The sequence below is a fragment of the Colwellia sp. 75C3 genome (assembly GCF_002836255.1).
GTDB lineage: Bacteria > Pseudomonadota > Gammaproteobacteria > Enterobacterales > Alteromonadaceae > Colwellia.
Window position 1 is genome coordinate 62049 of the sequence record NZ_PJAU01000060.1, and the last position, 25223, is coordinate 87271.

Below are 25223 nucleotides of genomic sequence, written 5' to 3' on the forward strand. Positions count from 1 at the left end.
TTTCAAGTTTATGTTTAATTTCTTCAGGTAAACTACTATCAATATATAGTGTTGAAACAACTTTCTTTTTATGAATAGTCCAATACATATGACCATGGTTATTCAATGTTACAGATACTGTATTTACCCAGTCTTTAAAGTTTTAGCTGGTAGGTGAATATCTAATTCATACAATCGCTGTATTTTAATGCCGTTAATATATAAATGTGCGTGCCCCCTCAACAAGGCCTGTTTTTATAGGAATTAAAACGATCTGAACGGTCGTATTTAAGCAGTGACATTACCGTACCAAGTGGTCACTTTAATACGAAAGTTGACCTCAGGTCGAAGGTATATCGAATCTACAATCTTTGCTCTATAGGCTTACAGTCAATACATCTATTTGGTCATTATCTCACCCCTTTAAAAAACAGTCATTCCGAATACGTCTTAAATATGTTTAAGCATTCTGTTAGAATACTAGGCTATTGATTAAAGAATACCGAGCCAGCATGTCAGAATTTAAAGAATTTTCACTTTTAGAGTCAATTATTGACCGTCTTACTCTGAAAGGCTATAAACAGCCTACACCGATCCAAAAAGAATGTATCCCAGCGCTTATTAATGGCAATGATCTTCTTGGTATAGCGCAAACAGGGACAGGAAAAACAGCGGCCTTTTCATTACCTATTATCAATAATTTTGGACGAAATAAAATTGATATCAAAGCTAAGAGCACGCGTTCGCTCATACTGACGCCCACGAGAGAGCTTGCCTCTCAAATAATGCAAAACATTGATGACTACTCTGATGGTGTAGGGCTTAAAACTAAGGTTGTTTATGGTGGTGTAGGAAGACAAGCTCAAGTTGATTCTATCGCGCTTGGACTTGATATTTTAGTGGCCACCCCTGGAAGGTTATTGGATTTAATTGAAACGGGAGATATTAATTTTAAGGCGTTAGAAGTATTTGTGTTAGATGAAGCCGATACAATGCTTGATATGGGATTCTTTAATGATGTTCAAAGCATCATATCTAAACTGCCAAAGAGCCGACAAACACTATTGTTTTCAGCTACTATGCCCGCTGAAATAGAAGTACTTGCAGAAGCGATATTAACGAATCCAACAAAAATTCAAATTACTGCTGAAACGGTTACTATCGACTTGGTTAATCAAAGCGTTTACCACCTTGATAAATCGAATAAAGTACCTTTGCTATTTAATATATTGGAAAAGCCTGAATATGAAAAAGTCCTTATCTTTTGTAAAACAAAGTATGGCGCTGACATCATTGTTAAGGCACTAGAAAAAGCATCAATAACTGCCGCTAGCCTTCACAGTGGTAAAACACAGGCTGTTAGGGAGGAAGCGTTACAAAACTTTAAAGATTCTAGTCTAAGAGTCTTAGTGGCAACTGATGTTGCAGCTCGTGGAATTGATGTTGATAATATTACGTTAGTCATAAACTATAACCTTCCTGAAGATCCAAGAAACTACATACACCGCATAGGACGAACAGCTCGTGCCGGGAAAAGTGGTATGGCCATTTCATTTGCTGTAGAAAATGATATAAGGCAATTAATTAATATTGAAAATAGCATAGGGCAAGTCATTCCGGTGGTTACAGAACAACCTTTCCATAAAGAGTTTTCAAAAGCGCCTATACAAGACAAGAAAAAGAAACAGGTTAAAAAAACAAATAGAACAAGAACAAAAAGGAAATAAGGTCAGGCATAAATTAGCCAACTAAAGGTTTTCAGCTAAGCAACAGTCAACTCTCTTGATTGCTGCTTTGCTTAATAAACTTGGCCTCACTCAGCACTAAGGTAATAGTTGAAAAAACTTCTTTATTTGGGTATCCATCGGCAATAAGTTGATGCTGTAGTTGAAATGAGCGAATGGCATCTCTACTTTTAGGCCCCCAAATACCATCAGGCTCGCCTGTTTCAAATCCTAATGCGTTAAGTTGGCTTTGTAGGTTTTTCATTTGTACAACACTATAAGGTGTTACTTTAGTTTGTTCTTGTTGTAAAAACTCAAGGCCTTTAGCGCCAACTAACTTATTGGCTAATAGGCCGACTGATAACGCATAACTTTTCGACAGGTTCCAGGTCATAATCACATTAAAGTTAGGGTAGAGTAAGAAAGCAGGGCCTTTATGGCCTGACGGTAAATAAAGTTCTGCTTGAATATCATAAGACGATAATGATTGGTTATTCGTTTTTTTAACCCCTAGTTCCTTAAAATAATTAAGTGGATAATATTGGTCAAAAACAACCTTCTCAAAGGCGAAGTTTTCGGGTAACTTTACTTCTCTGCCCCAGCGTTCTTTAGCTTGCCAATCGATTTTATTTAGGTAATTAGCTGCTGTTGTTAAGGCATCAACCTCACTTTTCCAAATATCTACTTTGCCATCATTATCACCATCAATCGCATACTTTAAGAATGCTGTTGGCATAAATTGCATATGCCCCATGGCACCAGCCCATGAGCCCTGTAGCTGTTCAACAGAAACCTGTCTTGTTTCTATTAAAGTGAACAAGTTTAATAATTCTAGGGTGAAAAACTCACTACGGCGTTCATCACAAGCTAAAGTCGCTAAAGAGTTAAGTACCGACATTTTACCTTTGTGTTTACCAAAAACGGTTTCTAATCCCCAAAAAGACACTAAGTATTGACGTGGCACGCCATATTTTTCTTCTAAGGTATCAAACAGTTTTTTATTTTTTATTAATTTTTTCTTACCTACTCGGACATGATAATCGCTAACTCTCGCTTTAATATATTGCTCAAAAGTCTGGGTGAATTCAGGTTGTTTTTTATCTAACGCAATTACGCGCTTTATCGGGGAAAGTTCACCAATAACCGTTTCAGTGATATAAGAAGAAAACCCCGATTTTTCAGCGCGTTCCACTAAATTAACCTTACATTGGGCAAAGTCTTGGTCGGCAATGATCGGATTCGCAACGGCGGCGTTAGCAATAATAGGGAGAAATGAGCAGAGCATAATTAATTTTTTAACGCTAAAAAATGTATGACTTTGTTTAACAATATTATCTGAAGAGTGCATGAATGAGTATTCCTTGACTAAAATTAAAGCTGAAAAGAGAAAAGCATAAAAGAGTAATGCCATCTTTAAATTTTACCTTGATAATAGTCATTAATCATCGTTTTCATTGAAATAAAGTGTTTTTACATTAGGGAATTTAGGAGGGGCAGGATTGAAAGGGAGGGAGTAGTGATTCCCTTTTCATCACAAGCGTGTTTAAAGACCGTTATCTTCAGTCCAATCTTTGAGTTTCTCTAAAATATCTAAGGCAGTTCGGCCAAAGTCGGTGATTTCATAGGCGACGGCAATAGGACGATCGCAAATCACTTCACGGGTGACTAAACCTTGCGCTTCCAATTCTTTAAGGCGCTGATCGACCATTTTCTTACTGGCGCCACCTAACATGCGAGATAATTCATTAAAACGGACAGGGCCATCTTTTAGATGCCAGAGAATAGACGCTTTCCATTTTCCGCCTAAAACACGCATGCCGCGCTCAATAAGGCAAGGTTGCTGACAGTTTTCTGAATTTATTTCTTTTACATTATTCGCTGTTTTTATTGCAATTTTCATTATATGTTTCTTTTAAATAGAGTGGTTACTAAAAGTATACTGGTTGCTTTAATAAACCACTCTAGCATAATACTGCACATAGTCGTTACCAATCAATATGCATTGACGTTAACAGTTAACATTCATATGAACGTTAGCGCAATTTTAGGAAAACCTTTTATGCCATTACTTACCTCTTATGATCCTATTAACAGAACACCATTGGGTGATGTTCCTATTACAGAACCAGCAGATATGCCCGCTGTAATTCTTAGTGCAAAAAAAGCACAAAAATCGTGGGCGGCATTGTCTCTTGCACAACGCCAACAGAAAGTAGTGCAGGCGTACGAGCGCCTTACTTCGGTAGAAGATCAACTAGCATTATTGATCAGTAAAGAAATGGGTAAAGATTATCGAAGAGCGAGTTACGAAGTCGGTGGCACTGTCCAGAATGCGGATTACTTTACTCAGGAAATAGCACAAGCACTACAGAGTGAATCGATGGGACGCAATGGGGAGATGCAATATCGACCATTAGGCGTAGTTGCGGTTATCTCACCTTGGAATTATCCCTTGGCGATGGCGAATAATTTGTTATTACCAGCATTAGTTGCGGGTAACAGTGTAGTGTTAAAACCCTCGGAAGAAACGCCCTTGGTTGCCGATCTTTTTGTTAAAACATTAAATCAGGTGCTGCCTGAAAATGTATTACAAATAACGCATGGTGATGCAGATACCGGTAAGTCCTTGGTTAATGCCGACATCAATATGGTCGCTTTCACGGGGTCTCTCGCTGCTGGCAAACACATCATGGCAAGTGCCGCCTCAGGACTTAAACGTTTAGTGATGGAGTTAGGCGGTAATGATCCGCTCATCGTTATGGCAGGTGCTGATATTGATGAAGCCGTTCAGTTTTCAGTCGCGAGCTCTTTTGAAAACACCGGTCAAATGTGTACTTCTACCGAGCGTATTTATGTTGATGAACGTGTAGCGGATGAGTTTGAGCAAAAAGTGGTTGCGTTAGCTCGTCGTTATCAAGCGGGTCCTTGGGATCAAAAAAATGTCAATATTGGTCCAATTGTTAATCCAAAACAGCATGCTAAGGTGTTGTCTCAACTTGAAGATGCTCAAACGAAAGGTGCGACATTTTTATTAGGAAAGCATCAATATGCGTTGCCTTATATACAACCTACGGTTGTGACCGGTATCACTCCCGATATGCTGTTAGAGCAAGATGAAACCTTTGGTCCTGTAGTCGCTATTAGTCGCTTTATGGAACTATCTGAAGCGGTTGAACGTGCTAATGCTAGTCCATACGGTTTAGGTGCTGTGGTATTTGGTGGCGCTGGCGCAAAAGCTGTTGCTGAGCAAATGGAAGCGGGCATGGTGGCAATCAACCAAGGTGCTGGTGGCCTTGGCCCTTGGGTCGGCGCTAAGCAAAGTGGTTTCGGTTTTCATGGAACAGCTGCGGGTCATCGCCAGTTTTCTCAGGTGAGAGTTATCAGTAAATAAGGTATCTACCTAAGTTCTACTAATCAGTAGAGCGGCTAACTTACACGAGTAATTGATGCGTCATTGATAAGTCATTAATAAGTAAAGAATAGAGAAAAATATGAACACAAAAATAGATAAAACAACTGACTTTTTTGTCGCTGCATTAGAGCCTGGCGCAGAGCATCCAGCTTTGCCTGCATGGGGTAATCGTAAAGTAAACCCAGCAAGTTTGAGCGAACAATTTGATGTAAGCAGTATTGAACGACACGAATTAGCGCAAGTACCCGGTGCCTTTCAGTTACTCAATGTATTAAGTAAAGAAGAGTGCGAAAAGTTAATTAGTATTAGTGAACAGTTGGAGTTTTTACCCGATGCCGCTGTTTCGCTGCCACGTAGTGTTCGTCATAACGATAGCTTAACCTGGATAGTTGATGAACAAACCGATGGCATTATTTGGCAACGTATTGCCCATTTAATGGATGATCGACAAGCTATTTTTGGCGGCAGTAAAGCCTTGGGTATCAATGCACGTTTTCGCTTCTATCGTTATAAGGCTGAAGATTATTTCAAACCTCACTCTGATGGCTCTTGGCCAGGTAGTCGTGTTATCAACAATGAGTTGGTTGCTAATGCTTACCCTGATCGTTATAGCCAAATGACGTTTTTAATCTTCTTAAGTGAAGATTTTAAAGGGGGAGAAACGCGCTTCTTAGTTAATGCTGATGATGCTACTCAACCGGCAATGCGCAATGATAACGTCAAAAATGTTGATATTCGAACTCCTGCAGGCGGTATTTTATGTTTCCCTCATGGTATGCATCCTTTACATTGCATACACAGCTCAGTGCCTATTACTGACGGCATTAAATATATAATCCGCAGTGATGTTCTGTTTGAATTGTAAACATTTTAGGGGGTTCATAGAATAAAAGGGACATAATACCAATTCCGTTAAATTATTGACCACTTGTACTGGCTAAAATTCTCCATGACGGCGTTGCTTTCAATCCCAATAGCCAGCTATTGCTCAATCAAGCGCCTTGCCCTGAAATATTTTTACTTCGTACAACAAGATCAGAAACTTATCGGAATTGGTATAACATCATTATGATCCCTTTGTTTATGGGCGCCATGTAGATACTAAGCAGAACGACAAGTCATGTTCATCACTTTTAAAACATAACCGCTAAATCATAACCTCTAAACCGATAGGGATAATGAGTAAGCTACCCAAAGCGTAGCCAATTTTTCTCAAGCTATTACTGTAATCTTTCTTAATTTTCACCCCAAATAATGGCTTTAAAATATCGACACGGCGAATAACTTCAAAGCAAATAAAACATAATAAAATGGTGAGTACAATAACGCTTATAGGTTCGATAACAGGCCCTAAAGAAAGTGGTGCTAAGTTATAGGCAAGTACAATAATAATCGTTTGATGCACAATATAAAAAGGGTAAACCGCGTCGTTAAAATACCCCAATAAAGATGATTTTTTATTTAAGTATTTATAAGCGAGTGCCAATACCATTAATACCCCTAAAACACGAACGAAACTGTAAATAATCATACCAACTGTAATTAGCCAAGCAGGAGTAGAATCGTCCATTGATAGCCAGACGGTATTATAGAAAGTGATAAACAGTATCAGTGACATTATAAAAGTGAGACATAAGGCTTTTATATTCACTTTTAATTGTTGCCAGAAGCTTGCATGCCAGCCAATTAAATAACCATAGATCAAAAAGGTGAAACCTAACGGATAACGGCTAGTCTCTAATGGCCAATTTAATTGAATAAAAATGATAGGTAAGCTGAGTACTAAAACCATTACGCTTATATGTTGCTTAAAAAGCCAGTCACTTGCGGTTGTTACATAAGATGAATTGAGTAAAGGTAAAAGTATGATTAATGCTAACGAATATTGCCATAAAGAACGTAAATACCATAAATGATTTACATCTAAATGTGGCCAAATACCGGCCTGATACTTTTCAAATAGTGCACTGTTATCGGTAAATAATGCTAAGTAAAATTGCCAATATGACAAATCTAGTGCGCTACTCGTTGTCATTTCAACATAAAGTTGCGGTGGAACAATGACCAAAACACCAAATAATAATGGCAACAGCAAGCGTAAACTTCGCACAAAGGCATACCGTATTAAGGACACTTTAACGAGAATAAATCGAATAGCAATGCCCGAAATAATCCATAACGATGCCATGCGCCAAGGTTCAATAATGAGCATGAAATTCTCAAGGGTTTGGGATTGATAAGCACTTTTGAAATGAAAGCCCCAATTTTCCACATATAACATACCAATGTGATAAAAAATCAGTAAGCCAAAAACAAGAATACGTAACCAGTCGAGATCGTAACGGCGTTCGGGCATGTCTTTTGATGCAGGAATAAAATATTTTGCTAATAACTTGATAGATTGAACAGCCATTTGTTCACCTTTATAGATAAATGATTTAGGTGAATGATGACAGGGTAGTTATTTATAAAAAGTCAAAAAGGCTTAATAAACAATGTATAGGGATAAGCGGTGGCTGAGAGGGATGAAATGTTTTGCTTTAATTGCTGTTGTGCTATTTTATAAACATGAATAAATTACAACATTATCAAAAATATAAATTTCGCTACGAAGTCGTCGCCATATTTTGCTATTTATTAATTAATAGTGTCATCTTGGCTACCTCGGTGATCATGGAAGCTAATCGTTCGGGTGAGCCAGGTTTTCAATTATGGGAACCTTTCGTGTGGGAATTTAGCAGTGCAATGGCAACCATGGTTTTGATACCTGCGTGTGTATGGTTATTAAAAAACCATGCCTTTGATTGGGCTAAAATAAAAATCTTTGTCGCTATTTACTTGTTTAGTTCACTCCTCTTTTCACTGGCACATGTTGTCATTATGGTGGCGATACGAAAGCTTGTTTATTGGTCGCAGGCGCTTGATTATAATTTTGGCGATATCTGGATTGAGTTTTTTTATGAGTTTCGTAAAGACTTATGGAGTTTCATCTTTATTTTACTATTCATCAAAGGTTATGGTTTTATTGTTAGCCGCCTTCAAGGTGAAGCTAACCCCATTGCTGTAGGTGAAGAAGAGAGTATTACCCAACGGTTTGATCGTTTACTGGTAAAAAAACTAGGCAAAGAATTCATTGTCAAAGTAGAAGAAATTGAATGGCTTGAATCGTCAGGGAATTATGTAAATTTACATATTAAAGAGCGAATATATCCAACCCGTTCAACGCTGACGCAATTAATTTCTCAAATAGAAGAACAAGGTTTTTGTCGTATTCATCGCTCCCATGCGATTAATTTAAATAACATTGAATCAATCACGCCTTTAAGTAGTGGCGATAGCGAAGTTAAGCTCGATAATGGCAAGGTATTAAATTTATCAAGACGTTATAAAGATGCTTTTAAATCACAGTTAATGTAATTAAATTTAAAGAAAATAAAAAAGGAGATACATAACTGTATCTCCTTTTTTATGTGAGCATTACGCAGTCTAAGCTAAGTTTAATTGTTTATTTGCTGTCAGCTATGCGAATTGTCGCTTTAATAATTTTAATCGCTTCTTTCGTTCGACCACTTCGACTGCCTAACGCTTCAATTTTAGTTAAGCTATCTTCTAAATCAGTAACCACTTGACCAAAAACAGTATGTTTACCATCCAAAAAAGGCGTCGGTTTAAAGGTTAAGAAAAATTGACTACCATCAGTACCGGGGCCAGCATTTGCCATACTTAACGTGCCAGCTGCGTTATGACCTAATTCACCATCAAAATTATCCATAAATTCGCCATCATATTTATAACCCGGGTTACCAGCACCCGTTCCTGTAGGATCACCACCTTGCGCCATAAAACCGGGAATAACACGATGAAAAATCAAGTCATCATAGAAACCTAATTTAGTTAAATAAACGGTGCTAGAAACATGCATAGGTGCAGAATCGGTTAACAGCTTTATCGTGAGGTTGCCCTGACTTGTTTGCAGCTCCCAAAAATAATCTTTACCTGGAGTAAAGGTAAGTAATGGTGGCTGGCTTAACTTGGTTTTCCAAGCGGTATCTGTTTTATCTACGGCTTGTTGAGTAATAAATTCATTTGCCTTTTTAATTGCCTCATCTCCACCACTACAAGCAGAAAGTGCTAGTATTACAAATAAGCTCGCAATGATTTTTTTCTTATTATTCATATCAAATTTCTTATGTTTTATTTAAGTTTACTGAAAGTATTTTAACTTCTCAGAGGGTGTCTGATGTTAGCAGATATCGAGTGATGGGTAATAGTCTTAAAGATTAATTGCGGATGAAACCTAGTAAACGTAACGACCCACTAAGTCTGATAATAAACACTACATAACGATGGGCACTTCACCTGTACTTGGTAATTTAGTGTATTTGAAATAGCCAGAGAAAATCTCATCAAGTGGCAGTTGTTTTATGAGAACATCAAGTTTATGTTTTAACTTATTTCCGGATGAATTTCTAGCTACGCCAAGGCTTGCGGGTACTTTACCTATAGATTGATAATAAACACCTGTTACTTTCTGTTCTTGTAACAAGGACATAACTGAAATACGCTCAAACACTAAAACATCAATTCTACCTTTCACGAACATATCGATTAACTGACCCATAGTCGCCGTTTCAATAAACTTGTCTCGTGTAATATTCATTTTTTTTGCAAAGAAATCAGCATTACCTAACGTTGTACCTATTCGATCTTTGTTAAGGTTACTTAAATCAAAATATTGGCGATCAAATGCAAAAATGTCTGAGGTTGTATCTATGAGCCAATCAAGCTCTTGCGCATATTTATAAAATTCAGGGGTTTCTAAGTTTTTAGGTGTATGACCAATAATGTCAATCTGATGGTTTTTTAATTGATATTTTGCACGTGCATACGTCATTAACTCAATTTCAAATTCAAGATCAGAAATATCTTCAATGTCGTGTAACATATCTATGGTTAAGCCATTTCCTTGTGCGTTAACAAATGGCGGGAAAACTTCCATACCTATGTGATATTTTTCGGCTAAACAGGAAAAGCTAAGTCCATTTATCAAGATCCCTAACCATAAAACAAATTTCATAAAACTCCAATAAATTTGTAAAGGTGGAAAGCAAAGGTTCAACTAAATAAATGATAGTTTTAAACGGATTGAAACACAACGAAATTAGTTAGGACATGTATTGAATCCATTGTCACTGACTATAAAACAGGCATTGACATATCATTGACAATTGAATCGGTAAGATGTGTTCAACTTTATTGAGCAATAAGAATCTTATGAAAAAACTATTTATACCCCTAGTGTTAGCAACCGTATCAGTATCAAGCTTTGCTGATGAAAAAGTAGTATCAGCGACAAATGATATTGGCTCTTTACCCCAAGAGCTTGTTGGACCTTCTGCGGCATTTAATAACAAAGAAGGCTGGAGATATGCTGCAGGTATTGGTTTGGAATATGAAGCGCTTTACCACGGCTCTGATGAAACTGAAATGGAGCTAACTCCGTATGTAGAAATTGCTTTTAGCAAAGATAATTGGGAATTTCAAACTAACATTTTTAATAACCGCTTTATTTATCAGGGCAGTGAAACCTTGTTTTATACGGGTTGGATCAACTTAGAAGACGGCCGTGATGAAGAGTCATCTGAAGAAGGAATATTAGATGGAATGGGTGAAATAGATGATCAAATAGAGATTGGTGGAGGCATTTCATGGCAACCAGTGGATAAATTAACTATTTCATTAGTTGGTCAAGGTTATGCTGGCGGAGATACCGATAAAGGTTATGTAGGCTTTTTATCTGCACATTACCGAATCATTGAACAAGCGAATTTTGTTTTTGAAGTGGGCGCTGATATAAGTTTTGGTAATAGTCAACACTTAACATCAGAGTTTGGCGTATCAAAGCAACAATCAATTGACTCCGGGTATAGTGAATATGCTATTGATGGTGGTTTAAAGTCTTACGGGTTAAGTGCTAATGGTACTTACCTTATTAGAGAAAATATGTCAGTAGCGTTTGGCGTTCATTATGAAGTGTACACTTCTGATATAAGCGATAGCCCATTAATTAAAGTTGGCGCTGATTCTGAAATAGAAGCAGAGTTAACATTTATCTATCAATTTTAACTTGGGTCTGTTGACCTTTCAGGGTTAAAATTTATTCAATTTAAAACGGTTTTAATCGCGGCGCGAGTTTTGTAACATAGTTATTCTATCTAAAAAACGAGCAACAATGAGTAAAGCCGTTTTAAATGAACCCAAAGGGCAGCGTTTGTTTGAAATGTATACAGCGTTATCGCACATTCATGTAGCTAGCTACACTTCATGTGCTCTGCCTTGCCTACATCTCAAACAAACTGCTGTAAAAGTAATCTCGAAAGATCAACAGACCCTAAGCCATTACGCTGAAATAGCATAATAATTAGATTACCGTTAATTGATTAAAGTTAGCGGTGATCTAACAACTTAGCCTGCTAAGCAAACTTCAAAGGAAAACTACATAAAGGAAAGGTGTAAAGTTAATATATACCAAAATTTGTATCAGTCGTATCAACATCTGGGGAATTATCAGCAGTCTCTTTACTGCTTTGAAAAGTATCATACTTTTGAAATGAAAAGAAATGCCACGGAAAAAATGAAGATATCTTGGTACTTGAACATCAATTTAAAAGCCAGGTAAAAGAACAAGAAATCCACTTTCTCACTACTGAAAATACGCTTCAGCAAGAGTTAATTGTTAAGAAGAATACGTCATTACTTTTCGCTATTATTGCCACTATTCTAGGTATTATTATTACCCTCTATTTAGTGTTACACGTGACTAAATTGAGACGTTCAAATAGTTTTTTAAATACCTCTAATCAAAAGCTTTATGATAAATCTTATAATGACCACCTGACCAATTTATATAATCGCAGGTACCTAGAAGAGCAGCGTTTTGAAGAAGCTAAAAAGTCAGGTAAGTGTAGCTTGGTGATTATTGATATTGATTACTTTAAAAAGGTAAATGATAGTTATGGCCATGATGTTGGTGATGAGGTCCTTGTTGAAATAGCTAAACGATTAACTCAGTCTATGCGAGAACAAGATATCGTTGTGCGATGGGGTGGAGAAGAGTTTCTTGCGCTTATTAGTCATGAAACTGAAACGCAATTACAACATGCCCTATTACGATTAACTGAACTAATTCGCAGCCACGTTTTTATAACAAGCGCAGGCCCATTGAGTATCACAGTGTCGATGGGGATTTGTCATATTCCCGATAGAACATTGCTGCTGAGCAAATGGGATACTTGTATCAAGTCAGCTGATGGCGCTTTGTATTACACCAAAGAGCATGGTCGAAATGGCGCATATTTGTATACGTCAAAAGAAATGAAAGCATTGGTGTAGTGATTTAAAGGTAGAGCATCCATTCCTTCTATCAGTGACTACATTTTTAACGTAGTCTGCTCTGCTGCCCATTATACTAATAATTTACCATTTGGTGTCAAACTCACGATTAGGCCATCTTTCGGCCAATTAACAACTATAATTAAATTCTATTCCTGTCTTTAGTGGTTTATTGTTTAATGCTGCGGATTAATCAGTCATTGTTAATCATCTCACTTTTCTTATTTACTTCATTTATTTGGGCTAACAATACGGTTGCGTCTGTAGATAAGTTAGCCGTAATAGAAGCTTTAGTTGTCTCAAATCCTGAAGAGGCACTTATTTCAATCGAGAAAATCAGAAAAAATAATGCACAATTAACGACTGCGCAAAAAGTGATGTTGATTAAACATGAAGTGGTAGCCAATACTTATTTAAACCATCATAAGCTAGCGCTTGATAACATTGAAAGAATTAAGGAAATAGCTGACGGTGAGAGCAATAAGGTTTTTTTATGGCATTACTACAACACTAAAGCGATTGTTTTTTGGCATATGGATAGCATTGAAGATTCTCTTGGCTCTCATTTAGATGCCTATGACGTCGTTAAAAGTATTGACGAATTTAGAAGTTTCCAAGCAACCAGTGAAGGAAATATAGGGTATATCTTCATTAAGTTAGGTTTTTTTAAACAAGCGACTTCCTATTTAGAATCCTCTTTAGCATTTGCATTGACGCAAAATGATTTTATTATTTTAGCGACAAACTACAACAATTTAGGTGAGGCTTACTTAGGCTTAAAAAAATATACAAAATCCTTTGAGTTGTTAGATAGATCATTGGAGATAAGGCTTGAACATAATCTGACATTTCACTCTTCCTATTCTTATCAAAATTTAGGTCTACTCTATTATGGACAAAAACAATATCAGCAAGCCGAGGTTGCTTTCAATAAGGCAATTGAAATAAGAGAGCGAGCGGGTTTTGTTAAAGGGGTATTGGTCAGTCAATTGGCTTTAGCGAAAACTTACATTGAAAGTAACCAAATTCTATTAGCCGAAGATAAAATCGGTGCGGTAATAGAGGGATCTAAAAGACAAAACAATAATACAAATTTATCTGAAGCTTACCGCCTTCAAAGAAATATATACGCAATGAAGAATGATTATCAAAATGCTTATCAAGCATCCTTACTTTATGAGCAAGCATCAGAGCAAGTCGTTTCGCGTAAAACAAGCACTAAACTAGCGAATTACCTCAATACTTCTAAAGCCATTTCTAAAGATCTCAATATATTAGAACTAGAAAATAATGCAAAAATTAAAGATTTACAAGTAAATAGTGATCGACAAAAAGCCAAGATCATTATGACTTTTGGTTTTTGTCTTGTCATTATCTTGACTATTTTTTTATGGACAGTACAACGAAGTAAAAAAGTTATCGCAAAATCAAATACCAATTTGTATTTAACGTTAACTGAGTTAAAGGAGACTCAAGAAAAATTAGTGAAGGCTGGAAAAATGTCGGCCTTAACAACGTTAGTTTCTAGAATGGCTCATCAAGTCAATACCCCTTTAGGAATTGCTGTCACAGGTGTGTCTCATATTCATGAAAAAGTTGAATGTTTTGAGAAATTAATTTCGGCAGGAGGCATTAAGAAGTCAGCAATAGACTCGTTACTTACTGATTTAAATAAAGGCTGTGAACTTTCTTCAAATTCAATGAATAAAGTCGCGGGGTTAATAAGTCAATTTAAAATGATTTCAGATAACTTAGAGGCAGAGTCACAACAAGAGTTTGAAATATTCGACCATATATCTAAGCAGGCTGATTTAATTTTGATGGCGCTTAAAAAAAGTAAACCAGTAATAAATATATCAGGAAGCAAAGTATTGATATTAGGATTTCCTGAAGCCTTGAATAAGGTTTTTGACCAATTAATTACTAACTCTATTGACCATGCTTTCGAGGATACCTTAGCCCCTGAAATAGATATTGAAATTGTTAAAATAAATGGTCATATCGAAATTATTTATCAAGACAACGGCAAGGGAATTGATGCAACTATGGTGAACGATGTTTTTGAACCTTTTTATACCACTAATATGGGAAATAAAAACTTGGGCATTGGGCTTAGTATTGTATATAACCTAGTGGTTCAGCTTATGCAGGGTAATATTCAATGTAAAACCAAAAAGGGGCAGGGCATCATGTTTAGCATTACCTTACCTCTCATAGTTAAGGCTGTTTAGATTTTGTCACAGGGTCTAAATTAATGAGCTAAATTAACGAGTACACTTTTATTTTCTATTAGAAAATCACCTGCTGCTAAGCTAGCTAAAGGCTTACTAAAGTAATAGCCTTGAATTTCATTACAGTGATATTTCGTAAGTATTTTATATTGCTCCATTGTTTCTACACCCTCAGCAATGACGGTTAAGTTAAGGGAGTGTGCGATGCCAATAATTGCTTTAACAATAGCCAAATCGTCAGTGTTATCAGTTATTCCATCGATAAATGATTTATCAATTTTTATCTTATTCAGTGGAAATTTTTTTAAATAAGATAACGACGAATATCCCGTACCAAAATCATCTATAGATAATTGTACGCCGATGCCTTTGATTTTATTAAGTGTGTCAATGGTGTCTTTAATATTCAACATCATCATACTTTCGGTAATTTCAAATTCTAATTTTGACGTGGGAATATCGGACACTTCCATGGAATTTTCGATGATTTCGAGTAATTCTTTTTGAAAGAATTGTCTCGCTGAGAGGTTAATAGCCATGGTTAAATCTTCAAATCCATCCATTCGCCAGCGATGAAGTTGTCGACATGCTTCTTCGATAACCCATTGACCAATAGGAACAATTAATCCTGTAGCTTCAGCAACGGGAATGAATTTGTCTGGAGGGATTAAACCTTTAATAGGATGTTGCCATCTTACCAATGCTTCAGTACCAATAACTTTATTACTTCGAATATCAATTTGAGGTTGATAATGCAATAGAAACTCCTCGTTTTTTAGGGCATCTCTAAGTTCTCTTTCCATCATCACTCTTTCATTCGTATCAATTTTCATCTGTTGAGTATAAAAATGACAACTCGCTCTACCACCTTCTTTGGCACTGTACATGGCATTATCCGCACAGCTAAGTAAGGTTGAAGCGTCCTTACCATCGTCAGGGTAAATTCCAATGCCAATACTGGCACCGATAGTAAATTCATTACCCAATATTGAAAAAGGTAATAGTAAAGAATTAAGAATATTATTAGCGACTTCCGCCACTTCTCCAGCCGATTTTATATAGGGAAGTAATACGGTAAATTCATCTCCGCCAAATCGAGATATTACATTGTTAGTACCGATAATATTTTGAAGCCTTAATGCTACCTGTTTTAATAACTCATCGCCTGCAGGGTGACCTGACGTATCATTAATCAGTTTAAAGTGGTCTAGATCGATAAACATCACGGCTAGCTTCTGCATGGCATTATCAGCAATAACAATGGAATCATTTAACTTCTTTTGAAAAGACAGCCTATTAGGTAATTGGGTAATAAGATCGAGATGTGCCAGGTTATATATTTGCTCTTCGGCTCTTTTTTTATCGGTGATATCACTAAAAATACTAATGTATTGTTCAATATTACCAGCATCATCTTTAACGGCTTTAATGATTTGCCAACAAATTAATAGCTCACCATTTTTAGCCTTATTGGTGATTTCGCCCTTCCAATAACCTTTATCTTTAACACAGTCCCATAAACGCGTATAAAAATCTTCCGATTGTTCTCCTGATCTTAAGAACTTGATGGTATTGCCAATCGCTTCAGTTGAGTTATAACCTGTTATTTCGGTAAATTCAGGGTTTATCCGAATAATATTTGTCTCTACATCACATATAATAATCGCTTCTAGGCTTTCATTAAAAACACTTTCAGCCAACTCTAGTTCTTTGGTAATGACTCTTCTTTGTAGCTCTTGGGCAACTTTATTTGAAAATAAACCCAAGACTGACTTTAAGGAGGTATCGATAGTTAATGGCTTGGTATCCATCACCGCTAATATACCAATAACTTTGCCGGTAACTGTTTTTAAGGGTGAACCGAAGTAACTTTCTATTCCCATTGAGATAAGTAATTCATCTTCAGGATAAAGGTTTGCGGCATTATCGCAAATGAACTCCATCGAGTGTTCTAAGACATTGGCACAGGGAGAGCCCTTAAGATCGTAAGTGAAATTCTCAATCTCTCTTCCTTTTACCCATACCGCGATGGTTTTTATTTTTGTATTGGTTTTATCGGAAAATAGACCAATAAAGGAAAATTGTGTTTTGTAGGTCTGTGTTAACGTTCTAGCGCAGTTAATATAAAAGTCTTGGTCTGAGGAGTTATCAATATTATGTAAAAGTTCTTTTAAAGAATCGGTGATATGGTTTTGCTGATGCATTTCATTAGCAAGTAGCACATTCGTTATGTTTAATTCTTGGGTGCGAGCTGTGACGGTTTCTTCTAAATTTCTTTGACTTACACGCACGCTTCGATGAGCCTGTAGCCTCTCTTCCTGAGAAGCCATTAACAATAAAGCGGTAAACATGGCCGCTCCCATATAGGCCTGAAGAAGAAAAAGTGACTCATTTTCATTTGCTAGAATAAACGGGCCAAAACCATTTGTTGTGCCAACGATAGCGGCAGTTGAAATAAGCAGTACAATCAAAGTCACACCATGATGATGAAAACGTAGAGAAGACCAAGCGATAATGGGTAATAACAAAAAAATCATCACCTCTTTCGACAGGGATAATACCTGCCATGGTCCAAATACGATACTAACAATACATAGGGTAACTATTAAAACAATAATAGCTTCAAATGATTGATTTTTAGTGAAATCCTCTTTAGGTAAACGAAACCAGGTTAATATAAATGGCGTGACGATCAATCCCCCGACAAAATCTCCCACCCACCAAGTCTTCCATAACAATAAAAATTGTTGCTGGTTAATTAGGTCAGCGACTAATAGGCTGCCTATACCAATAGAAGCACTCATTAGCGTTGAACCAAAAAATGCGAGTATAAATATAACGGTTTGGGCGGTTGTGGTGAAAGGGTTGGCACTGGCAAATCGTAAAATAAAATAACCAGCGATAAGCGCTTCAAGGGTACTGCCTACCGCGATGCTTAAACTCACTGAAAAGGAGAGAGCAAGATACAAATTAACCAAAAAAGCGCCGATGAAAACGCCTGGCCACAAGCGCAAACCGCCAAAAAGTATTGCTGCTAGGGCAATACCAGAAGGTGGCCATACCGCGCTGATACTCTCTTGTTCAAAAGCAAGTAGTAAACCTATCTTGGCAGAAATAATATAGACAAGCGCAAGCGTAATTATTGCTAGGAAATCTTTGGGGAAATATGTTGGCATTTCAATAAGAACCACTGTTTATTACCTGTTAATTAATCTTAGCAGATCAGAAAAAAAGTGGAGTAAAATAAACAGGTTCAGAAAATAATATACCGAGTATCACGCACGATATTTCTTGCTGGAGGTAGGGAGAAGTTAACATGTGAAAAGTAAATCGCGATGCCAGTAGACTGCAACGCGACTTTGGCGTTTGTTAACCAGCTTAACTGATTAATCATTTAACGGAAGGTGATCACTTATTAATGGGGCGGCTTTTATAAGCGACTAAGGCAGTTAATAAAAACGCTAAGAAAAACAAACCTAATGTAGCGCTTGATTGATCTGCTTCGACATCACTAGGACTTAACATTAGCCGACCTGTATTTTCAAGTTGATAAACTTGATAAAAATCGCCATTGACTTGCACCGATTGCATGGTGACTTCTTTACCTAACAGCACAGGTGATTTTTTTTCATCACAATAATCTGTTCTAAATTTTATTGATAAATTGTACGTTAAATCAGAGTCAGTAAGGCTTAATGATGCAGCACCTTTTGGCGGACAATGCAGTTGAGATATAGTGCCTTGAATGGTTTTAATATCGGTTAATTCAGCATAGGGTTTTGAGTGCTGAGAACTCATTATACCGAGCAATAAAAAGAAGGTAGCTAATACTAGTAATATAATCTTTGTCGTTTTATTCATCATAATTCACATGGGGTTGTCTCAATTGAAAGACAAAATAAGTTACCAAAATAGTGTTATGAAGTAGAACACAGCATAGCGTTACATCTTTTGATTTATATCAGTAATCGATTCGTTTTAATTTTATTTACCTTAATTGACCTTATTTTCTTAGATTGATTGATGTGTCGTGAGAAAAGGGGCTTTAATTTTGGTTAAGTGATTAATAAATTAACCTTGTGGTGAAATCTTTTCACTTCAAAGGACTCATTTTGATAAGTCTAACTATACCTGTCATTTATATTGTGCATAATAGGCAGATCTTAAACCGTAAAATAGTAAATGATTAGATGAAAAAAGATATTGTTGATCTACAAGATAAACTGCAAGCATTACTACTTATTCAGCAGGATAATTATACTCAAGGCAAAGTGGCGGATTATATTCCTGCGCTGGCCAATGTGAAGCCTGATTTAGTCGGCATATCCGTGGCAACCATTGATGGTAAAGTTGTTGGTGCAGGTGAATATCAACGCTCTTTTTCCATCCAGAGTATTTCCAAAGTTTTTGGCTTGGTTATGGCGATGAATCGAATCGGAGATTCGCTATGGCAGCGAGTAAGAATGGAGCCATCAGGTCAACCTTTCAACTCTATCATTCAGCTAGAATGGGAGAAGGGTATCCCACGAAATCCGGTTATAAATGCTGGCGCGATATTAGTATCAGATGTATTAACAAGTCACTTTTCAGCAAGTAAACTGGCCTTTATAACTTTTGTTAGAAAGCTCGCTGGTAATGATAATATCCGCGTCGACAATGACGTTTATCAATCAGAACTTACCCATGGCAATGGTAATGCAGCATTAGCTTATTTGATGAAAAGTTTTGGTAATATTGAAGCTGAAATTCCAGAAGTATTAAGTCACTATTTTACTCAATGTTCAATCGCAATGAGCTGCCAACAATTAGCGAAAAGTTTACTATTCTTAGCGAACAAAGGCGTCGACCCGATAACGCAAAAGACCATCTGCACCGCACGAGATGCACACAGAGTGAATGCGATATTATCGACCAGTGGTATGTATGATCAATCAGGAGAATTTGCCTTTTCTGTCGGTTTACCCGCCAAAAGTGGTGTCGGTGGTGGTGTTATTGCTGTTGTGCCAGGTTATGGGGTTATTTGTACTTGGAGCCCGCCGTTAAATAGTTTTGGTAATTCAGTGGTTGGTATGAATCTTGTGGCAAGTGTCGCAGAAGAATTAGGTTTATCTATCTATCATTAGTTTGTGAAGGAAATAGCATCTAACTTTTAGTAGGTTATTGATAATTAATGCTTTTGCATTTTAAAAAGAACAGTGCATTGGTGGTGTACGACGAATGTTATGAGCAAAGATAAATAGCTGGGCAAACTGAGTCAAATGAATACTGCAGCGAATAAAGTAACTAATACCCTAGTGTAGGGCATTAGTTACTTGAGCTAAACTAGCGCTAAGTTATTTCAAGTCAAAGCGGTCTAATTGCATAACTTTAACCCATGCGTTGATAAAGTCATTAACGAACTTTTTATCGGCATCATCAGAGGCATAAACTTCTGCAATGGCTCTTAATTCAGAGCTAGAGCCAAAAATCAAATCAACAGGTGTTGCTTGCCACTTTTCCTTACCTGAAGCGCGATCATGACCTAGATAGACTCCGGCGTTAGACTCATCTTTAGTCCATACAGTCGACATATCTAATAAATTGACAAAAAAGTCATTTGTTAACACACCGGGCTGGTTAGTAAAAACACCATAAGATGAGCCATCATAGTTGGCATCAAGAGCTCGCATACCACCAACAAGAACCGTCATTTCAGGGACATTTAAACCAAGAGAGTTCGCTTTATCGACCAACATTTCTGCTGGAGACATATAACTGTCTTCACTGAAGTAGTTACGGAATCCATCAGCATTCGGCTTTAAATAATTGAATGACTTAACACTGGTTTGTGCTTGTGTTGCATCAGCACGACCAGCAGCAAAAGGTACTTCAACGTTAATACCTGCTTTTTTTGCCGCACTTTCGATTGCGGTTGCACCACCTAAAACGATTAAGTCAGCTAACGATACTTTACCGTTAGAGTACTTTTTATTAAATTTCACCTGAATAGCTTCAAGTTTAGTTAACACTTTATTTAGCGCTTTGGGATTATTTACCGCCCAACTGTTTTGTGGAGCTAGGTTAATACGAGCGCCATTTGCACCACCGCGCATATCCGTCACTCGATGACTCGAGGCTGCTGCCCAAGCTGTTTTGACTAATTCAGCCGTGGTTAAGTCAGAATCAGTTATTTGCTTTTTGAGTTTACTGATATCTTTGTTGGTGATCAGTTTATAGCTAATTGCCGGAATAGGATCTTGCCATGTCAGCACTTCACTAGGAACATCTGCGCCTAGGTATCTTGCACGAGGTCCCATATCACGGTGAGTTAACTTAAACCAAGCTTTAGCAAAAGCTGTTTCAAATTCACTTGGATTTGCTCTAAATCGTTCAACAATTTTACGGAATTGAGGGTCTTCTTTTAATGCTAAATCCGTAGTAAACATAATAGGAGCATGACGTTTATTGGGAATATGTGCATCAGGCACTAAATGGGCCGCCGCTTTATCGTCAGGTATCCATTGTGTCGCACCCGTTGGACTTTTGGTTTTTACCCAATTAAAGTTCATTAAATTATCTAGATAATTTGTTGACCACTGTGTTGGAGTAACTGTCCAAGCGCCTTCTAAACCACTACCTGATGCATCTGCACCAACGCCGGTACCACATTTGTTTTTCCAGCCTAAACCTTGTTGCTCAACAGGGGCACTAGCCGGCTCAGCGCCAATACAGTTTTGAGGCTTTTTCGCACCATGTGCTTTACCAAAGGTATGACCACCAGCACTTAATGCGACTATTTCTTCGTCATTCATCGCCATACGGCCAAACGATAAACGAAGATCGGCAGCGGCTAATAGTGGTTCAGGTTTTCCATGTGGCCCTTCAGGGTTAACATAAATTAAGCCCATTTCTACTGCGGCAAGGGGTCCTTTCAATCCATCTTTTTTACTTCTTCGTTTGTCAGTAAGCATTTTTTCTTCGGGTCCCCAGTAAACTAGATCGGGTTCCCAATCGTCAGTTCTACCACCAGCAAAACCAAACGTTTTAAAGCCCATAGATTCCAGTGCTACATTACCTGAAAGTACCATTAAATCAGCCCAAGAAATTTTACGACCGTACTTTTGCTTAACAGGCCACAGTAATCGGCGTGCTTTATCTAAATTTACATTGTCTGGCCAACTATTAAGCGGGGCGAAACGTTGCTGACCGCCAGATGCGCCGCCACGTCCGTCATGAACACGATAAACTCCAGCGCTATGCCAAGCCATGCGTATCATCAAAGGACCATAATGTCCCCAGTCAGCTGGCCACCAAGTTTTTGAATCAGTCAGGGTGGTTTGGATATCTTTTTTAAGCATGGCTAAATCAAGGCTAGCAAACTCTTTGGCATAATTAAATTTTTCGCCATATGGGTTAGATTCTGCACCATGTTGACGAAGTGGGCTCAAACTTAATTTTTCTGGCCACCAGAACTGATTTGTTTTTGCTTCAGTAGCAGTGAACGCTTTTGCAGGCATTACCACTGAGGATAGAGCAACTGATATTGCCGCTGCAATCGGGAGTGTTCTCTTCAACATTGTATATTCCTTACTTGATAATAATTTAGTTATAAAAAACTCATGTAAAGCATAGAAAAAAGAGCGGCAGTTGAATAATTGATTAATGTGAAGATAACGTTCTATTTTTTGGTAATGACTAATTCGATATTTTTTATTAATATTAAGAATATGTTCAATAAAATCTATCATTAAATTATGATCTCATTAAAACAACTGCACTATGCCTTAGCTATTGAAAAAACGTTACACTTTAAAAGAGCGGCAGAGGCATGCAATGTCTCTCAATCTGCATTAAGTACGGCAATCACCGAGTTTGAAAAACAGCTAGGGACAACTGTCTTTGAGCGTAATAATAAACAGGTATTTGTTACTCATAACGGTCAATTAATACTTGATAAAGCTAAACGGGTGAAATTGGAGTTAGATGAGCTTTTACAGATAGCGCAAAGCAATAAACAAGCCTTTACTAATCCGATGACGCTAGGTGTTATCCCGACAGTTGGCCCTTACCTTTTACCTAAAGTATTGCCTGAAGTAAGAAAGCAATATCCTAGTTTTAAGTTGAAAATAATTGAAGAGCAATCGCATGCGTTGGTCGAAAAGGTACGCAGTGGAGAGATTGATGCGGCGATACTTGCATTACCCTATCCTATAGAGGGGTTAATGAGTTTTGATTTTTGGCAAGAAGATTTTTATTGGGTATGTCATAAAGATGAGTGCCCAAAAAAGGTACAGGAAATTACCAGTGAAGAATTAGAAATTGATAAATTAATGTTGTTAAAAGAAGGACATTGTTTAAAAGAGCATGCTTTAGCTGCATGTAGCCTGCAGAATAAAAAGCAGGATTCTGATTTTGATTCAGCAAGTTTACATACCTTAATTCAAATGGTCGCCGGTAAGCTAGGCACCACGATAGTGCCACAAATGGCATTAGATCAATTAACCTCTAACGAATCAGAGCTTAGGGCTATTCACTTAAATGAACCAGGGCCACATAGGACTATCGCTTTAGTCATTAGACCTAATTATGTTAGAAGCAATGAGTTGACTTTACTGAAAGATATATTTACTCAGCAATTAGCTAATAAATGTACTTTAGCTTAAACCCGTATAGTTGATGGTTGATTCGATTTTTTTTGAGCGAGACGGGCAAGCTAAGTAACACCGTTACTCGGAACACTATACGGACGTTACAACATTAACCTATACCTATATTGAGCATTTTGATATAGCTAACAATCAGATTTTACATGGCAATAGCCAGCAAGTGAATGCTAACATTTATCAAACTCAACGGTTTCATGGCAACTAAAAAGTATTGCTTTATCAATACCTAACACGCCTTTGAGCACTCGTTAGTTTGAGGCATGATCAGAGCGAAAAATCGTGGGTTCTAAATTGAGCTCTGAGAGTATAATTTCCATTTCCTTAAATTGCCCTTTCATATTTAGTGTAGTACTATCCGCAAATGCATTTGTTACTAGACTGTAACTAACGTAATTTTATTACAAAAATGCAAAGAAATAATAAATATACCAATGGGATGGTAGCCTTATTTTATAGTAACTACGATATTTAAACCTATCGTAGTTAGTGATATGGCTTGCCCAAAGGAATATTCTAGCTTTAATGCTGGGCAAGTCTCAATTAATGGAATTATCATGATTAAGACTAGCGTATACAATTTAGCCATAGGAATGCACGTTTCAAAATTAGACCGTGATTGGCTGTCCACCTCATTTTTTCGTCATTCATTTCTGATCAATAATGAAACACAGCTGAAGCGTCTCAGAGCAGAGTGTCTATTTGTGTTTATCGACAATGATAAATGTAAAACGAAATTACTTTCACCAATACAACCAACCCCAACTGAATCGATACAATCTGCAGGGATAAAAGTAAAGCAAACTAAAAAACTCCTTATTAAATTTTTTAGCCAACTCAAGCAAGGCGTTAAGGTAGATACAAAGTTATTAATATCTTCAATAAATACACTAAGTCGTGATGTCTTTAATGATACGACAACGTACCTCTATCTAGTAAAGCTTAAAGAAAAAGATGATTCTTTGTCTGAAAAATCAATGAATGTCTTTATTTTCTACCTAGCTTTCGCTAAACATATTGGCGTTAAAAAAACTGTATTGCTCGAAATTGGTACCGCGGCTATATTACATGATATAGGCATGATCTCTGCACCAGAAGAACTTTTCAAATCAGCTTTTCTCAATAAAGATGAGAGGAAATTCATTACAAATCATACCAATGTAGGGATTGAAATCCTTGCACATGAAAAGATATTCTCTAATCTTACTATCAAAATTATAAAGTCTCATCACGAAAATGTTGATGGCTCTGGCTATCCCGACGGTTTAAGCGGCCGTGATATCAGTGTCTACGCACGAATGCTTAATATCACCTGTATGTATGAAGCGTTAACGCGAGATCGTATTTATAGAAAAGCTATTTCACCGATCGAAGCAGTCAACACTTTAGTGCGTAATATAAACACAAAGTTGGATGCTCGATTGACACTAAAATTCGTCGAAATGCTAGGTTTATATCCTATAGGTTCTACCGTCTATCTTAATAATGGTCATTTAGTCCAAATTATTTCCTTTAATGATAAAGCTGGCTTTTGTGTTATCCCATACGAAACAGCAACAACAAAAAGTCTAAAAGCTATTTTAGTTCAAGCAGAAGATATCGACAAAATTGCGGGAATTAACTCATGCTTTACAGAAGTTAGCTAACATTATTATTAATTATGTATTCAGAATAATGTTAGCTAACTTCTGAATACATAATTGATAAAAATACTCCCCAAAAATACATGCCAACATCCAAAGGTTGAATTAAATGAGAGTAAATAAAATAACATTTAGATTGAAATATTTAGTTAACACATCGAATATTTATTATTGCCAAAATCAGACTATGCCAAAGCGAG

19 protein-coding genes are annotated in these 25223 nt (G+C 37.0%); 11 read left to right on the forward strand and 8 right to left on the reverse strand.

The features are described from left to right. Positions 1-491: 491 nt before the first annotated feature. Complete coding sequence (locus CXF85_RS19655) at positions 492-1706, forward strand: DEAD/DEAH box helicase (protein ID WP_101230347.1); 1215 nt, start codon at positions 492-494, stop codon at positions 1704-1706. 46 nt (positions 1707-1752) lie between these two features. Here the strand turns inward: CXF85_RS19655 and CXF85_RS19660 are convergent, their stop codons facing one another. Both CXF85_RS19660 and CXF85_RS19665 read right to left on the reverse strand, forming a co-directional pair. Beyond that, the gene (locus CXF85_RS19660) at positions 1753-3051 is read right to left on the reverse strand and encodes a lytic murein transglycosylase (RefSeq protein ID WP_101230348.1); all 1299 of its coding nucleotides are present in this window, start codon (positions 3049-3051) and stop codon (positions 1753-1755) included. A 195-nt stretch (positions 3052-3246) separates the two neighbouring features. Then, a complete protein-coding gene (locus CXF85_RS19665) occupies positions 3247-3603 on the reverse strand; it encodes a winged helix-turn-helix transcriptional regulator (protein WP_101230349.1) in 357 nt (118 codons plus the stop codon). Between the two features lie 159 nt (positions 3604-3762). Here CXF85_RS19665 and CXF85_RS19670 point away from each other — a divergent pair, with 159 nt between their 5' ends. Both CXF85_RS19670 and CXF85_RS19675 read left to right on the forward strand, forming a co-directional pair. After that, positions 3763-5094: an aldehyde dehydrogenase family protein gene (locus tag CXF85_RS19670; protein ID WP_101230350.1), complete on the forward strand. Its 1332-nt coding sequence runs from the start codon at positions 3763-3765 to the stop codon at positions 5092-5094. A gap of 100 nt (positions 5095-5194) precedes the next feature. Further along, positions 5195-5980 (forward strand): oxidoreductase, encoded by a 786-nt coding sequence (locus tag CXF85_RS19675; protein ID WP_101230351.1) that lies wholly within the window; start codon positions 5195-5197, stop codon positions 5978-5980. A gap of 282 nt (positions 5981-6262) precedes the next feature. On the opposite strand, the gene CXF85_RS19680 is transcribed toward CXF85_RS19675, so the two are convergent. Continuing rightward, positions 6263-7528, reverse strand: coding sequence for an acyltransferase family protein (locus CXF85_RS19680; protein WP_101230352.1), 1266 nt, complete (start codon positions 7526-7528; stop codon positions 6263-6265). Between the two features lie 155 nt (positions 7529-7683). Between CXF85_RS19680 and CXF85_RS19685 the strand changes: the two genes are divergently transcribed. Further along, positions 7684-8532 (forward strand): LytR/AlgR family response regulator transcription factor, encoded by an 849-nt coding sequence (locus tag CXF85_RS19685; RefSeq protein WP_101230353.1) that lies wholly within the window; start codon positions 7684-7686, stop codon positions 8530-8532. A gap of 88 nt (positions 8533-8620) precedes the next feature. Here CXF85_RS19685 and CXF85_RS19690 read toward each other — a convergent pair whose 3' ends face one another. Beyond that, entirely contained in the window at positions 8621-9292 is a 672-nt protein-coding gene (locus CXF85_RS19690; RefSeq protein WP_101230354.1) for a peptidylprolyl isomerase, read from the reverse strand. A 159-nt stretch (positions 9293-9451) separates the two neighbouring features. Continuing rightward, positions 9452-10192, reverse strand: a complete 741-nt coding sequence (locus CXF85_RS19695) for a substrate-binding periplasmic protein (protein WP_101230355.1) — start codon at positions 10190-10192, stop codon at positions 9452-9454. A gap of 197 nt (positions 10193-10389) precedes the next feature. On the opposite strand from CXF85_RS19695, the gene CXF85_RS19700 reads away from it, so the two are divergent. The 4 genes from CXF85_RS19700 (at position 10390) to CXF85_RS19710 (ending at position 14738) form a co-directional block, all read left to right on the forward strand. Next, on the forward strand, positions 10390-11241 hold the full coding sequence (locus CXF85_RS19700; protein ID WP_157829142.1) for a MipA/OmpV family protein: 852 nt from the start codon (positions 10390-10392) through the stop codon (positions 11239-11241). Positions 11242-11347: 106 nt separating this feature from the next. Continuing rightward, positions 11348-11533, forward strand: a complete 186-nt coding sequence (locus CXF85_RS22995) for a hypothetical protein (protein ID WP_198555723.1) — start codon at positions 11348-11350, stop codon at positions 11531-11533. 227 nt (positions 11534-11760) lie between these two features. After that, positions 11761-12507 carry a GGDEF domain-containing protein gene (locus tag CXF85_RS19705; RefSeq protein WP_157829143.1) on the forward strand — a complete coding sequence of 249 codons (747 nt, stop codon included), beginning with the start codon at positions 11761-11763 and terminating at the stop codon, positions 12505-12507. A gap of 179 nt (positions 12508-12686) precedes the next feature. Further along, on the forward strand, positions 12687-14738 hold the full coding sequence (locus CXF85_RS19710) for a tetratricopeptide repeat-containing sensor histidine kinase (protein ID WP_101230358.1): 2052 nt from the start codon (positions 12687-12689) through the stop codon (positions 14736-14738). 20 nt (positions 14739-14758) lie between these two features. Here CXF85_RS19710 and CXF85_RS19715 read toward each other — a convergent pair whose 3' ends face one another. Further along, entirely contained in the window at positions 14759-17929 is a 3171-nt protein-coding gene (locus CXF85_RS19715; RefSeq protein WP_101230359.1) for a bifunctional diguanylate cyclase/phosphodiesterase, read from the reverse strand. Positions 17930-18146: 217 nt separating this feature from the next. Beyond that, on the reverse strand, positions 18147-18599 hold the full coding sequence (locus CXF85_RS19720; RefSeq protein ID WP_101230360.1) for a hypothetical protein: 453 nt from the start codon (positions 18597-18599) through the stop codon (positions 18147-18149). A gap of 329 nt (positions 18600-18928) precedes the next feature. Here CXF85_RS19720 and glsA point away from each other — a divergent pair, with 329 nt between their 5' ends. After that, positions 18929-19861 (forward strand): glutaminase A, encoded by a 933-nt coding sequence (glsA, locus tag CXF85_RS19725; RefSeq protein ID WP_101230361.1) that lies wholly within the window; start codon positions 18929-18931, stop codon positions 19859-19861. Between the two features lie 210 nt (positions 19862-20071). Here the strand turns inward: glsA and katG are convergent, their stop codons facing one another. Continuing rightward, positions 20072-22294: a catalase/peroxidase HPI gene (katG, locus tag CXF85_RS19730; protein ID WP_101230606.1), complete on the reverse strand. Its 2223-nt coding sequence runs from the start codon at positions 22292-22294 to the stop codon at positions 20072-20074. Between the two features lie 177 nt (positions 22295-22471). On the opposite strand from katG, the gene CXF85_RS19735 reads away from it, so the two are divergent. Together CXF85_RS19735 and CXF85_RS19740 are read left to right on the forward strand one after the other, a co-directional pair. Next, positions 22472-23380 carry a hydrogen peroxide-inducible genes activator gene (locus tag CXF85_RS19735; protein WP_101230362.1) on the forward strand — a complete coding sequence of 303 codons (909 nt, stop codon included), beginning with the start codon at positions 22472-22474 and terminating at the stop codon, positions 23378-23380. Between the two features lie 557 nt (positions 23381-23937). Continuing rightward, complete coding sequence (locus CXF85_RS19740) at positions 23938-25026, forward strand: HD-GYP domain-containing protein (RefSeq protein WP_198555717.1); 1089 nt, start codon at positions 23938-23940, stop codon at positions 25024-25026. Positions 25027-25223 lie beyond the last annotated feature (197 nt).

Bases quoted from the DNA above. Each gene is read 5' to 3' on its own strand.
- CXF85_RS19655 (WP_101230347.1), top strand. From the start codon at position 492: ATGTCAGAATTTAAAGAATTTTCACTTTTAGAGTCAATTATTGACCGT.
- CXF85_RS19660 (WP_101230348.1), bottom strand. From the start codon at position 3,051: ATGCACTCTTCAGATAATATTGTTAAACAAAGTCATACATTTTTTAGC.
- CXF85_RS19665 (WP_101230349.1), bottom strand. From the start codon at position 3,603: ATGAAAATTGCAATAAAAACAGCGAATAATGTAAAAGAAATAAATTCA.
- CXF85_RS19670 (WP_101230350.1), top strand. From the start codon at position 3,763: ATGCCATTACTTACCTCTTATGATCCTATTAACAGAACACCATTGGGT.
- CXF85_RS19675 (WP_101230351.1), top strand. From the start codon at position 5,195: ATGAACACAAAAATAGATAAAACAACTGACTTTTTTGTCGCTGCATTA.
- CXF85_RS19680 (WP_101230352.1), bottom strand. From the start codon at position 7,528: ATGGCTGTTCAATCTATCAAGTTATTAGCAAAATATTTTATTCCTGCA.
- CXF85_RS19685 (WP_101230353.1), top strand. From the start codon at position 7,684: ATGAATAAATTACAACATTATCAAAAATATAAATTTCGCTACGAAGTC.
- CXF85_RS19690 (WP_101230354.1), bottom strand. From the start codon at position 9,292: ATGAATAATAAGAAAAAAATCATTGCGAGCTTATTTGTAATACTAGCA.
- CXF85_RS19695 (WP_101230355.1), bottom strand. From the start codon at position 10,192: ATGAAATTTGTTTTATGGTTAGGGATCTTGATAAATGGACTTAGCTTT.
- CXF85_RS19700 (WP_157829142.1), top strand. From the start codon at position 10,390: ATGAAAAAACTATTTATACCCCTAGTGTTAGCAACCGTATCAGTATCA.
- CXF85_RS22995 (WP_198555723.1), top strand. From the start codon at position 11,348: ATGAGTAAAGCCGTTTTAAATGAACCCAAAGGGCAGCGTTTGTTTGAA.
- CXF85_RS19710 (WP_101230358.1), top strand. From the start codon at position 12,687: ATGCTGCGGATTAATCAGTCATTGTTAATCATCTCACTTTTCTTATTT.
- CXF85_RS19720 (WP_101230360.1), bottom strand. From the start codon at position 18,599: ATGAATAAAACGACAAAGATTATATTACTAGTATTAGCTACCTTCTTT.
- glsA (WP_101230361.1), top strand. From the start codon at position 18,929: ATGAAAAAAGATATTGTTGATCTACAAGATAAACTGCAAGCATTACTA.
- katG (WP_101230606.1), bottom strand. From the start codon at position 22,294: ATGTTGAAGAGAACACTCCCGATTGCAGCGGCAATATCAGTTGCTCTA.
- CXF85_RS19735 (WP_101230362.1), top strand. From the start codon at position 22,472: ATGATCTCATTAAAACAACTGCACTATGCCTTAGCTATTGAAAAAACG.
- CXF85_RS19740 (WP_198555717.1), top strand. From the start codon at position 23,938: ATGATTAAGACTAGCGTATACAATTTAGCCATAGGAATGCACGTTTCA.